A 12,189-nucleotide genomic window follows, 5' to 3' on the forward strand; every position below is an offset into this window, starting at 1 on the left:
ATCAATCGACATGCCAGCAGATATGTTCTTTGGAGCCACACCAATCATTTTTGCTAATGCGAAGCAATTAAGAAAAGCGTTGACTCCGGCTGAAATGCTACTTCAACGAAAATTGAAAGAACATTTTCCTGACTATCGTTTTAGAGCACAACACCCAATCAATTACTTCATTGCCAATTTCTATTGCCATCATGCTAAACTGATTATTGAGGTAGATGGGAGTGTACACGATATGGCAGACCAAATCGAATATGACGCAAATCGAACTTATATGTTGGAAGAGTCTGGATTAACAGTTAGTCGCTTTCGTAATGAAGAAGTCGAACAAGATAGTAATCGAATACTTACCAAGATAAATCAGTTGTTGCCAAAACCACCCCAACCCCCTAAAGGGGACTAAAGCTCCGCGAAAGTAGTCTCGCAGCGCAGTAGCCCCCTGCAGGGGGTTGGGGGTAAATCCCTTGACCTCTATGAAACCTACCTCAACTCTTTTCTTCTGCTTGCTGGCTGTGAAGGCGCTGGCCCAGACTACGCCCACCGCTGAAACGGGTATTGAAAAAAGCACATTCGGCATGGCGAAGGCTACGCTGGAGTTCCTGGCAACGGACCAAAAAACATTCGGAGCCGCCAGGAAACCAGCCTGCGACGGTTGTACGACCTACGGTGATCTGGCTGATTTCATCAAAGCAAATAATTTGAAAAAGGCGGATGGCCTCGTCAATGACATCAAAAAGCACAGTATGATGCTCAATGACGAGTTTGCTGCCGATGCCTTTAGCAGTGAAGGCGCCGTTCTCGATAGCCTACGTCGCTACGTGCTGAAGCGCGTTACGAACGGTTCGGAGCGTGTTCACCGGACTCAATTGGCGTCATTTGCTACGTACCAAACCAAGATGACAGCGCTGGCTGGCAGCGCTGATCCCGACAAAGCGGTAAGTGAACAGGTAGCGGCCCTGCAGGAAGGCGAAACGCCCGTGGATGGGGCTGAAACGGCTACCGCTACCACTGGCATGTCGTGGGGGACATGGGCATTCTGGCTCTCGCTGCTCAATCTGCTGGGCTTAGGCTACCTGCTGCTGACACGGCAGCGTGGACTAGGTACTACTGTCTCAGACAAAGAAGACGCACGGCTGGCAGGGCTACAGGACGAAAATAACCGGCTGAGCAATACCGTTGCTGAACTGGCAAACCGCCTGACGATCGCCGAAAAGAAACTGGCTGGTTCGGCACCGGCTGGGCCCGCCAACCGGCCCGTTGAACGTGGTCCCGTGGCTACCCAGCCTATGGCCGAGCGTGGTCCAGCCGAACGTGGCATGATGACTCAGGCCGAACCGCCTCGTCGCCCCGATTCACCTGCTGAGCGTGGTCCGGCTCCTGCGCCTGTGCAGGGGGGAAATCAGCCGCGTACTGGGTATGGTAACCCGGCCAATCCGGTAATTCCCACTCAGCCGTCTGCTCCTACGCAGCCTGCTCAGTCGGGTGGTTCAGGTACGTTCCCTGGCCAGTCGCAGGGGGCTCCGTTGCGCACTACGCCCGTTGTTCCACCGGCGCCCTCACAGTCAGGTACGTACCCAACTGCAGCATCACAGCCGGATATGGGAGGAACAGGAAATGCCGGACCGGTTCCTACGCCTCCACCTGCGCCCGCGCCATCTGCGCCGCCCACAAAATTATTTGCCCGTACAGCTGACCTTGGCAACGGGTTTAGCGTAGCTGGTTTGCTGGATATGGCCGAACGGGGTACGGTCTACGAAATAGACCTGACCAGCCCCAATACGGCTACCTTCCGCGTCAGTCAGTCGCCCGAATCACAGCAATTGGCGCTAAGCGATCCGTATTCCTATTTGAGCGATGCCTGCCTGTACGAAAATAATCCCGGCGGTCCGAACAGCCGGATTCAGACGGTGGCTCCCGGCCAGTTGACATTGCAGGGCGATAAATGGCAGATCACTGAAAAAGCACGTATCGGCTTCGTTTAGGCCAGTTCTATGGATAGTTGTTAACGACTTGCTTCGTGCATGGTGCCCTTCCACCAGGCACCTCCCACTGACGCAGGGTGACAACTTACATCCAGGTTTTCCGTCGTCACTCGCCACAGGCAAGCAACAACGGAAGTTTAAAGGCTCGAAGGTGTTGAGGGGATAAACCCTTTAGGCAGCTTCGGGCCTTCGTTTCGTTCGCCTGAAAGCTACTTTCATCCGTCTTCCCCCCTTATGAAAAGGTACCTATCTCTGCTTCTTCTGCTCATGGCGCCGTTCGGCTTATCGGCTCAGTCGATGCCCGAAAAGCCGTGGATGATTGGACCTTTCCAGAAACAGAATGCTGCTAATCCGATTTTAGACGCTAAAACGAGCACGACATTCTTCTGCCCGGTTCGCCGGGATACGGTGCGGTGGGAAGAAAAAGACGTATTCAATCCGGCGGCGGTGGTTCGGAATGGGAACGTGTATATGCTGTACCGGGCTGAGGATACCGTGGGGAAGTTCAACGGGACATCGCGGCTTGGCTTGGCGGTTAGTTCGGATGGTATTCACTTTACCCGCCGACCAACACCGGTCTTCTATCCTGAAAACGACGCGATGAAACCCTACGAATGGGAGGGAGGCTGTGAAGATCCGCGCGTGGTGGAAAGCCCCAATGGGGTGTATATTATGACCTACACGACCTACGACGGCGACAAAGCACGGTTGTGTATAGCCACCTCGAACGACCTGATTAGCTGGCAAAAACAGGGGCTGGCGTTTGGGCAGGAACTGTATCGGACTAGCTGGTCGAAATCGGGCGCAATTGTATGCCGCCAACAGGGAAGCCGGATGGTGGCCCAGAAAATAAACGGTTCCTACTGGATGTATTGGGGTGATCAGCCCGACCTGCGCATGGCTACTTCGCCTGACCTGCTGCACTGGACGCCACTGGTGGGTGCTGTTCCGGGCAGTTTCCAGGCCGCAGCCCAGTCGAGAGTAGGAAAGCATGACGCCCGCTTGATCGAGCCTGGCCCATTTGCGTTACTGACGTCAGCGGGTATTGTGCTGATCTACAATGGGATGAACAACAAACAGGGTGACCCCGGCCTGCCTGAACATGCCTACACCGGTGGACAGCTTCTGTTTGACAAACGAGACCCCACGAAATTGCTTGACCGCACTGCAACTTATTTTATCAAACCAGACCAGCCTTATGAAACGCAGGGACAGGTAAATCAGGTTGTGTTTCTGGAAGGTATGGTATCGTTTAAAGGACGGTGGTTTCTGTATTACGGTACTGCCGACTCTAAAATCGGCGTCGCCACGACCCCACGCTAACTGGCGGCCGTTCTTTCAGCGATTGCTTCTTGTACATTCATACCCATAATTGACCAAGTCTGTCTCTGTTTACATGTCTCTCGACGAACTCCGCGAACGGATCAAGAATGAACTAGTGCTCCACGAGGGCAACGTAGCCGACTGGCAGTGGGCGCGGACGGGGTTGCCTGCGGAGGCAATGGAGCTTGGCATTCCAGACTTTCTACGGCTGGTCGACGATGTTACCCGACAGTTGAATCCGCAGTTTGGCAAGATTATCGATCTGCAGACCCTGATTCGGAAAGTAGCGACCGACAATCAGAAAAAACTATCGGAGGTTCAGATTGGTGGCTTTGCCCTGGATGCCGAACGGCTAGGCCTGTCGCGCACGTTCGTGGTCGATCAGTGGGTGCCGCGCCTGATGGCCCAGATTCCCGATGTACCAGTTGCAGAGGCATCTACACCTGCCTCGACACCTAGTCAAACCACCTCGTCTGTCGCTACTGTATCGGATGTGATGGGCGCAGGTACGTCTCCGTTGCCAACTCCAGGTGGTGGGCAGTCAGGTACGTTGATTGAAACGGCAGAAACGATGCAGCAGAAGGTCCGCGATATCCTGGATGATTATAAAGAGCATATTCCGGCGCCAGCTATCCGGGCCCTGTTTCGGGCGATCAATTACGACGAGAAAGCATTGGCCGACGCCGTGCTGGTGTATCTAACGGCCAATTTTTATGCGTCTGAAAAAGAACCGCAGGGGGGTACCCTCCGCGAAAAGCTGACATCCACTGACTGGCGGCACCTGGTCTGGTGGGATCGGCCAGCCCAGCCAGCCAACGTACCCACTGCTGCTCCTGTTAATCAGGTAAACGCGGCACCTGTTGCTACATCGCCGATTCCGGTAGCTACTAGATCGTCGTCGGGCTGGCGTGATTTTCTGGTGGCGTTACTGATCGCTGGTGGCCTTATCGGCTTTGTGGTCGTGTTGCTAAAAAGTAACGGTGGGCCGGACCCAAAACAGCAGGAGTCGACAAAAACAGAGCAGGTCGCTACCGACAACGCTGATGAATCGACCCGCGAACGTACCCAGCCGAAACGTAAACGTCGGCCGAAGGCTACATCAAGCGTAAATCAGAGTGGTGACAATGTGGCCACCTCAAAAAAAACAGTGTCGCCCCGCGAAGAGCCCTATGATGAACTACTCGGTGACGTAGGGCAGTATGGCGAGCGACCGGCGAAAAAAGATGGTCAGTGGGGATTATGGCGCAAAGGAAAATGGATGATCCTGCCCGTCTACGACGACATTGAGGTCTACAAAGACGGCCGGGCGCATGTTACAATCAACGGTAACAGCTACGATCTGGATCGAAACGGCGACCGGATCAGGTAAGTGAATTAAATAGAAAGACCTGTTTACGGCTCAGGGGCGCTGTAGGGTTGATAGTCTTCAAATTCCCATTTGCCAAACCGGCTTAGCTTCTCGGCAAGTGCAGGCCAGGTCGGTTCGTCAAAAGATGTAATATGCTTGGCTGCTACATCGAGTATCTCGTCGAAATCATACCGGTTTACGATCAGCAGGTGGCGACCAAACGTGACGTTGTTTTTTGATGCTTGCAGGTGCCCAGGACTACAGACGTAGACAGCGAAGCTATCCTCGCCGGGTAGATCACAGCCCGAGCATAAACGTAAGTGGAAAGCCAAACACAAGTGGGTTCTCCGGCATGTACCCGAATAAGTCGTCTATAGTCGGGCTGTAACAATGCTTAATTACTGCTCGCATTCTCTGGGCGACCTTCACTTTCCCAGTTGAACTGTCAAATACTGAAACTTGACGGCTTCAGCAAAATTGATGAAGCCAACCCCATTGCCTTTGAAGGGGCGGTAAGGATGCGGACTGTCTTCTACCTCTTTACCATTAAGGAAAAAATGGAGTTGCTCACCGGTGCGACGAATTGTGAGTGTGTTGCGGGTAGATGAGATCGCTACTTTGGCGGCTGTAGGCTTGCCCATCATGTAATTGGGCTGCGCAACACCATTCACTCGCGTGTAAAGCGCAACTTTCGACGTACCTATCACCCGGAACTGGCAATAATTACTGGTGTCTTTTACGCCAATCAGTAGCCCGCCATCGGCTTCAACAGTGGGCGGAATGATCATTTCTACGCTCACCGTGAACGTATCGGCCCGGTTCAGATTCAGATCGTCGGGAAGCTTGATATACGTTCGGCCGGGGCGATTATCGCTTTTCTGCTTGCGGATGTAATAACTGTCTTTCGCAATTTCCAGATCAAATCCGTTCCGTTTGCCCGTCAGCCAGCCATTGTGATTGTCGGCAAAGGTTTCCAGAAAAGTACGAACAGCTGGTTTTGCCATGGCCGGACGCACAGAGGGCACCGTAGCTGGTCTTTTTACCGCTGATCGTGCATCGGTTACCGCCGTAGTGGTTTTGCTGGTTGCTGCCGTAGCAGTAGCTGATTTAGGCCGGGTTGTTCGCGTCGTTTTTGTTTTGGCGGTGGTATTGGCTACGGTATCTGTTGCGGTAATGGTTAAGGTTGTCCATTCGCTGGCCGACGAAGTAACCGTTGCTTTTGGTGTTTGCCCGCTGGCAAGACCAGGCAACAGCAAGCTGAAATAAAAGAGAAGGTAACGCATAAGGCGGGTTAGAAGGTATACCGAATGACTGCAACCGGTGTGTTGGCCTGGTAATTCAGGTGGTAAGTGATAGGTTGGGCGGCCCGTTTTTCGTCTCGTTGATTACGGAAACCGCGAATGAGCGTCAGTGTGAGGTCAGTGACCCAGATCGCCGCGGCGGCACGGGTAGCTATATAGTACCGTTGATGGGCGGAGTTCGCTTTCTGATAAAACGGCTCGGCGGCCGGTTCATTGCCAGCACTGACATAATCGGTATAAGCCTGGTCGGCTTCGCCTTGCTGCCCAGCTCCATAGATAAGCAAACCGTAGGCAGCAACGGCTACTAGCGGTCTCAACCCTACGCGTGGTTTGGGCGTTTGGACGAAGATATTGCCAACGCCCGGCGCCAGTAACGACAAGAGTGCCCAGGCCGGGCCACGGTAAGGCTTATCAGGGACCAACGAAGCCGAATCGGGCAGGGCGGGGGCTATTTCGGTCGGCGTTGGCCCCGAGGAGGTCAGGAGGCCACCCGGCTTCAGCAGTATAACTGCCCGAACTTCTTCCCGGAGCAGAAGACCGTTGCGGCGTAGGTTCCAGACAATCCGCTGGTCACGTCCGTCAACCCGGTTTGTGCCCAGATCACCACTGACGCTGTTCAGTTCAGGGGCAAGCAATTTACCATCACGTCGTTGCAGGCGTACATAGATGGAGTCGGTGGGTACGCTGTTACGCAGGTCATAGAACACCTCGATCGATTGCTGGTCGATGGCCCGCATGCGTACATTGCTGACCCGTCCCTGCGCGTTTCCGGCAAACGAAATGGACAACAACAGCAGTAAAGGAAGAAGAGATCGTAGAGAAAGCGACATATGTTGGCAGATCATTCATCGTGAGTAAGCTGGCTGCCATTGAGGCAGAACATGGCCCGGCTCCAAGACTAACGCTGAACAACCATTAGGCGTTAGTTGGCTACGGTAATGGTTCGGGTAGCCGAGAAGGTTTGGTTGCAGCGGTTTGTTAAGGACATGGTTATCAGGTAGTTACCAGGCCGGTCATACGTATAGGTAACTTTAGCGCCGCTTTGGGGGAGGCCACGTCCATCGCCAAACGTCCAGCTGACTGTATTAATGTCGCCGCTCGATTTGTCGACGAAAAGGGCTACCTGAAGTTTGGTGATAGTAGCACCCACGCTGGCCGACGGTTTTACGCAACTACTAAAGTCGATTCGTTCCAGGTTAAACGGCTCGCAACTAAGCAGCAAGACCGCCAATAAGAGCAATAAAGTGGTTTTCATACATAGAAGGATACGCGCAAAGTACATCAATAACGTAGAAACCCCCTAGTCAGTACGTAATCTTCTGGCACGGTACTCCTGTGCGTTATACCAACTCATAGTCCCACAACTAGTACGCCATGCGTATTGTGTTAGAAAGTAAGTTACGACTGCTTCAGTACCTGCAAGATGGCGGAATTATTGTCGGCAACTAGATAACCTGAATGTTGGTTACTGGTACGAGCGGTTATTTGATCGCTAAATAGGATAAAATCAGGAAGTTTTCACCCCGGTTCGTAGGCTTTGCCTTACCTTTGTCGGCCAAACAGTGCGTTGAAACCAATCATGGATCAGTATTCATATGTAGCCAACTCTGACGCGGCTTATATCGACCAGCTTTATCAGGCGTATAAGCAGGACCCCGCGTCGGTCGATACCAGTTGGCAGCAGTTTTTTAAAGGATTTGATTTTTCGCTTACCTATGGCGAAAAGAGTGCGGCCACCCATGGAAACGGAGCCAGTACAAACGGTACGGCTCAAACAATACCCGTTGATGCCCGGCATAGTGAGAAAGAAGTATCGGTAGCCAGCCTGATCAAGGCGTACCGGTCGCGGGGACACCTGTTATCGAAAACAAATCCGATTGGTCAACGCAAGGATCGTAACCCACGCCTGAGCCTGGCCGATTATGCCTTGTCGGAGGCCGATCTGGATACCGTATTCGAGTCGGGTAATCTGTTGGGCATTGGCGCCGCCACACTTCGCAAGATCATGGAGTCGCTGGAAACCATCTACGCGGGCCGGATTGGCTTCGAGTATATGTACATCCGCGAGATTGACGTAAAGAATTGGCTGCGGAACAAGATCGAGAAGGAAGCACTCACATTCAGCCCAACCCCCGACGAGAAAAAGCGGATTCTGGAGAAGCTGAACGAGGCGTCGATCTTTGAAAACTTCCTGCATACCAAATACTTAGGCCAGAAGCGTTTCTCACTGGAAGGTGGTGAAACAACCATTGCGGCTCTTGATGCCATCATCAGCCGGGCGGCCGATATGGGCGTTGAGGAAGTAATGATTGGCATGGCACACCGGGGGCGCCTCAATGTACTGACCAATATTCTGGGCAAATCGTACGAAGCCATTTTCGATGGATTTGAAGGCAGCGTACCTACGCAGGTGCATGGTGACGGTGACGTGAAATACCACCTCGGCTACACCAGCCTGACCAAAACCCCGAGCGGTAAGGAAATCAGCGTGAAGCTGGCGCCGAACCCATCGCACCTTGAAGCGGTGAACCCCGTTGTCGAAGGTTTTGTGCGGGCGCAGGCCGACGAAGAATACAAGGGTGACTTCGCCAAGATCATGCCGATCCTGATTCATGGCGATGCCGCCGTGGCTGGCCAGGGTGTGGTGTATGAAGTGACCCAAATGGCCAAACTGCCCGGTTACCAGACTGGGGGTACGTTGCACTTTGTGATCAACAACCAGGTTGGTTTCACCACCGATTTCGACGACGCCCGTTCATCGATCTATTGCTCAGACGTAGCCAAGATCATCGACGCACCGATTTTTCACGTCAATGGCGATGACCCGGAAGCGGTGATCTTCTGCGCGAAACTGGCCGTTGAGTTCCGCGAGATGTTTAAGCGCGACGTGTTCATCGACATGGTTTGCTACCGTCGCTACGGCCACAACGAATCGGATGAGCCGAAATTCACGCAGCCAACCATGTACTCGGTGATCGAGAAGCATAACAACCCCCGCGAGATCTACAGCAAGCTGCTGATCGAACGGGGTGATGTGGATGCCGCTTTGGCCGCCAGTATGGACGCTGAGTTCAAAAAAGTATTGCAGGACCGCCTCGATCAGGTCAAACAGAAGCCAGGCTTGCCTTACAAACCGCTTCGCCTCGACCAGCAATGGGCCGAGTTACGCTACGCCGAACCTGTCGATTTTGATCAGTCGCCACAAACAGGGGTGGCTATCGAAACGCTGGAAAAAATCGGTAAGGCATTATCCACCGTTCCTGACGGGTTCAAGCCGCTGAAGCAGATCGATAAGCTGCTGGCCGACCGGAAGAAAATGGTGTTCGAAGCCAAAACCGTGAACTGGTCAGTGGCCGAACAGATGGCCTACGGCTCTATTCTGCTTGAGAACAAAGTGGTTCGTTTAAGTGGTCAGGATGTGCAGCGGGGGACGTTCTCGCACCGCCATGCCGTTCTGCATGATTCGACCAACAACCAGCTATACACGCCGGTAAACCACATTCAGGAAGGGCAGATGCCTATCCAGATCTACAATTCCCTGTTGTCTGAATTTGGTGTGCTTGGGTTTGAGTACGGCTACGCTATGGCAGCCCCGCATGCCCTGGTTATCTGGGAAGCTCAGTTTGGTGATTTCGCCAACGGTGCGCAGGTGATCATCGACCAGTTCGTTACGGCGGGCGAATCGAAGTGGGGAATCCAGAATAGCCTGGTGATGCAACTGCCACACGGTTATGAAGGTCAGGGCCCGGAACACTCGAATGCCCGGCCAGAACGTTACCTGCAACTGTGTGCGGAGAACAACATCGTGGTAGCCAATATCACCACACCAGCCAACATCTTCCACGTGCTGCGTCGGCAGTTGGCCTGGGAATTCCGCAAGCCGCTGGTGATCATGTCGCCGAAGTCGTTGCTGCGCCACCCGCAGGCCATCTCGCCGCTGGACGAACTGGCTACCGGTACGTTCCGCGAAGTAATTGGCGATGCCTATGCCGACCCGAAAAAGGTGAAGCGGGTATTACTTTGCACCGGTAAAGTGTACTATGACCTGCTGGAGAAACAACAGGCTGACAAACGCGACGACGTAGCCATTGTTCGGATGGAGCAATTGTATCCGTTGCCCATGAAGCAGCTTGATGCCGAACTGGCGAAATACAAGAAGCCTGAGATCGTATGGGTGCAGGAAGAACCCGAGAATATGGGTTGTTTCTCGTTCATGCTTCGCCGGTTCCGGGAGAAGTTTACCGGGGCGCAGGCGCTCAGGTACGTTGGTCGTGAGTCGGCGTCATCGCCCGCCACTGGTTTTGCCAAGCTTCATACGCAGGAACAGGCAGCACTGGTTCAGAAAGCATTTGAATAAAGGAGTTTCAAGTTTCAGGTATCAGACGGTCCGCCGCCGCGGTTTCAAGTGGCTCTGCCAGTGGCAGGAGTTGCTTGTGAGCCAGACTTGAAACTTGAAACCTGAAACTTGAAACTGAAAAAATGGCTATCGAAGTAAAAGTCCCCGCTGTGGGTGAATCCATCACCGAAGTCACGGTGGGAGAATGGTTGAAAAAAGACGGCGATGTTGTGAAACTCGATGAGGTGCTTTGCACACTCGACTCCGACAAAGCATCATTTGAATTACCTGCCGAAGCAGAAGGTACCCTACACATTATGGCGCAGGCCGGTGATGTGCTCCCCATCGGGGCAACCATCTGCACGATCGAAGCCGCTGGTGCATCGGGCGTTGCGGCTCCAGCGGTCCCGGCTCCGGCGCAGCAACCTGCCGAAGCCCCCAAAGCTGAAGCCCCGGCTCCTGAGCCAACGCCCGCCGTACAGGCCGCCGAGCCGTCGGACCGTGCTGAGCCAGCCGCTGCTCCTTCAGCACCAGCGTCGGCCAGTACGATCGAGGTAAAAATCCCGTCGGTTGGTGAGTCGATCACCGAAGTGACCATTGCCGCCTGGAATAAGCAGGATGGCGATACGGTGGCGATGGACGAAACCCTTTGCGAGCTCGAGTCTGACAAAGCCACGTTTGAGTTACCCGCTGAAGCGGCAGGTACGTTACGGATTGTCGCCCAGGCAGGCGATACACTAGCCATTGGCGCTACGATTGCCCGAATTGAGCTAGGTGCCGCTTCAGGCACGTCGGCCGCTCCGGCTACACCAGCTCCAGCCGCTCAGCCTGCTGCCGCCCAAAACGGAAGCGCCAACGGATCGGCTAGCTACGCGGCCAATTATCCATCACCCGCAGCGGCCAAAATTCTGGCCGAAAAAGGTGTTGAGGCATCGCAGGTTCAGGGTACGGGCGTTGAAGGCCGAATCACGAAAGAAGACGCCATGAAAGCCAGTCCTGCCCCTGCACCACAGGCGGCACCGGCTTCTGCTGCGCCAGCTCCCGCCGCAGCGAAGCCAGCGGCTGCCCCAAGCCCCGCGCCTCAGGCTCCCACCCCCGGTGCCCGCACGCAGCGCCGTGAAAAAATGACGTCGCTGCGGAAAACGATTGCCCGTCGTCTGGTTGCTGTGAAAAACGAAACGGCCATGCTGACTACCTTCAACGAGGTAGACATGAAGCCAATCATGGACCTGCGCGGCAAATACAAAGACAAGTTCAAAGACAAGCACGCGGTTGGTCTCGGCTTCATGTCGTTCTTCACCAAGGCCGTTTGTATTGCCCTGCGTGAGTTCCCGGCAGTGAATGCCATGATCGACGGTGATCAGATGGTGTTCAACGATTACTGTGATATTTCGATTGCCGTATCGTCGGATCGTGGTTTGGTTGTTCCTGTGATCCGCAACGCCGAGCAGATGAGTTTCTCGCAAATCGAGAAAGAAGTTGTCCGGTTGGCTGGCCTGGCTCGTGATAATAAACTGACTATCGAGCAGATGCAGGGTGGGACGTTCACCATCACCAACGGTGGTACGTTCGGTTCGATGCTGTCGACGCCGATCATTAACGCGCCCCAATCGGCCATCTTAGGCATGCACAACATCGTTGAGCGGGCCGTGGTTGTCAATGGCGAGATTGTGATCCGTCCGGTGATGTATGTAGCATTGAGCTATGATCACCGCATCATCGATGGTAAAGAGTCGGTGAGCTTCCTGGTGCGCGTGAAGCAACTGCTGGAAGACCCAACCCGTATTTTGTTAGACGTCTAAACAAAGGAGTTTCAGGTTTCAAGTCTCAGACGGTCCGCCGCCGCGGTTTCAAGTGCGCTGCTTAATTATACAAAAGTTGAATAAGCAGCGCACTTGAAAC

10 protein-coding genes are annotated in these 12,189 nt (G+C 53.9%); 6 read left to right on the forward strand and 4 right to left on the reverse strand.

The features are described from left to right. Nucleotides 1-10: 10 nt before the first annotated feature. From ACAW75_RS25025 to ACAW75_RS25040, 4 genes are all read left to right on the forward strand, one after another. Complete coding sequence (locus tag ACAW75_RS25025; protein ID WP_370731522.1) at nt 11-400, forward strand: endonuclease domain-containing protein; 390 nt, start codon at nt 11-13, stop codon at nt 398-400. A gap of 70 nt (nt 401-470) precedes the next feature. After that, entirely contained in the window at nt 471-1,979 is a 1,509-nt protein-coding gene (locus ACAW75_RS25030; protein ID WP_370731523.1) for a hypothetical protein, read from the forward strand. A 234-nt stretch (nt 1,980-2,213) separates the two neighbouring features. After that, nucleotides 2,214-3,302, forward strand: a complete 1,089-nt coding sequence (locus tag ACAW75_RS25035; RefSeq protein WP_370731524.1) for a glycoside hydrolase family 130 protein — start codon at nt 2,214-2,216, stop codon at nt 3,300-3,302. A gap of 73 nt (nt 3,303-3,375) precedes the next feature. Then, the gene (locus ACAW75_RS25040; RefSeq protein WP_370731525.1) at nt 3,376-4,671 is read left to right on the forward strand and encodes a WG repeat-containing protein; all 1,296 of its coding nucleotides are present in this window, start codon (nt 3,376-3,378) and stop codon (nt 4,669-4,671) included. A 23-nt stretch (nt 4,672-4,694) separates the two neighbouring features. Here the strand turns inward: ACAW75_RS25040 and ACAW75_RS25045 are convergent, their stop codons facing one another. From ACAW75_RS25045 to ACAW75_RS25060, 4 genes are all read right to left on the reverse strand, one after another. Next, nucleotides 4,695-4,982 (reverse strand): Imm8 family immunity protein, encoded by a 288-nt coding sequence (locus ACAW75_RS25045; RefSeq protein ID WP_370731526.1) that lies wholly within the window; start codon nt 4,980-4,982, stop codon nt 4,695-4,697. A gap of 93 nt (nt 4,983-5,075) precedes the next feature. Next, the gene (locus ACAW75_RS25050; protein ID WP_370731527.1) at nt 5,076-5,933 is read right to left on the reverse strand and encodes a hypothetical protein; all 858 of its coding nucleotides are present in this window, start codon (nt 5,931-5,933) and stop codon (nt 5,076-5,078) included. Nucleotides 5,934-5,941: 8 nt separating this feature from the next. After that, entirely contained in the window at nt 5,942-6,781 is an 840-nt protein-coding gene (locus ACAW75_RS25055; protein WP_370731528.1) for a hypothetical protein, read from the reverse strand. A 92-nt stretch (nt 6,782-6,873) separates the two neighbouring features. Next, nucleotides 6,874-7,206: a PKD domain-containing protein gene (locus ACAW75_RS25060; RefSeq protein ID WP_370731529.1), complete on the reverse strand. Its 333-nt coding sequence runs from the start codon at nt 7,204-7,206 to the stop codon at nt 6,874-6,876. A 324-nt stretch (nt 7,207-7,530) separates the two neighbouring features. On the opposite strand from ACAW75_RS25060, the gene ACAW75_RS25065 reads away from it, so the two are divergent. Together ACAW75_RS25065 and odhB are read left to right on the forward strand one after the other, a co-directional pair. After that, the gene (locus ACAW75_RS25065; protein WP_370731530.1) at nt 7,531-10,308 is read left to right on the forward strand and encodes a 2-oxoglutarate dehydrogenase E1 component; all 2,778 of its coding nucleotides are present in this window, start codon (nt 7,531-7,533) and stop codon (nt 10,306-10,308) included. A gap of 122 nt (nt 10,309-10,430) precedes the next feature. Further along, on the forward strand, nt 10,431-12,089 hold the full coding sequence (odhB, locus tag ACAW75_RS25070; RefSeq protein WP_370731531.1) for a 2-oxoglutarate dehydrogenase complex dihydrolipoyllysine-residue succinyltransferase: 1,659 nt from the start codon (nt 10,431-10,433) through the stop codon (nt 12,087-12,089). Nucleotides 12,090-12,189 lie beyond the last annotated feature (100 nt).

It is taken from the genome of Fibrella arboris (assembly GCF_041321095.1).
Lineage (GTDB): Bacteria > Bacteroidota > Bacteroidia > Cytophagales > Spirosomataceae > Fibrella > Fibrella arboris.

What these genes read in the sequence shown, in the direction of transcription:
- ACAW75_RS25060 (WP_370731529.1), bottom strand. Translation starts at nt 7,206, where the DNA reads ATGAAAACCACTTTATTGCTCTTATTGGCGGTCTTGCTGCTTAGTTGC.
- ACAW75_RS25025 (WP_370731522.1), top strand. Translation starts at nt 11, where the DNA reads ATGCCAGCAGATATGTTCTTTGGAGCCACACCAATCATTTTTGCTAAT.
- ACAW75_RS25055 (WP_370731528.1), bottom strand. Translation starts at nt 6,781, where the DNA reads ATGTCGCTTTCTCTACGATCTCTTCTTCCTTTACTGCTGTTGTTGTCC.
- ACAW75_RS25030 (WP_370731523.1), top strand. Translation starts at nt 471, where the DNA reads ATGAAACCTACCTCAACTCTTTTCTTCTGCTTGCTGGCTGTGAAGGCG.
- ACAW75_RS25040 (WP_370731525.1), top strand. Translation starts at nt 3,376, where the DNA reads ATGTCTCTCGACGAACTCCGCGAACGGATCAAGAATGAACTAGTGCTC.
- ACAW75_RS25065 (WP_370731530.1), top strand. Translation starts at nt 7,531, where the DNA reads ATGGATCAGTATTCATATGTAGCCAACTCTGACGCGGCTTATATCGAC.
- ACAW75_RS25035 (WP_370731524.1), top strand. Translation starts at nt 2,214, where the DNA reads ATGAAAAGGTACCTATCTCTGCTTCTTCTGCTCATGGCGCCGTTCGGC.
- odhB (WP_370731531.1), top strand. Translation starts at nt 10,431, where the DNA reads ATGGCTATCGAAGTAAAAGTCCCCGCTGTGGGTGAATCCATCACCGAA.
- ACAW75_RS25050 (WP_370731527.1), bottom strand. Translation starts at nt 5,933, where the DNA reads ATGCGTTACCTTCTCTTTTATTTCAGCTTGCTGTTGCCTGGTCTTGCC.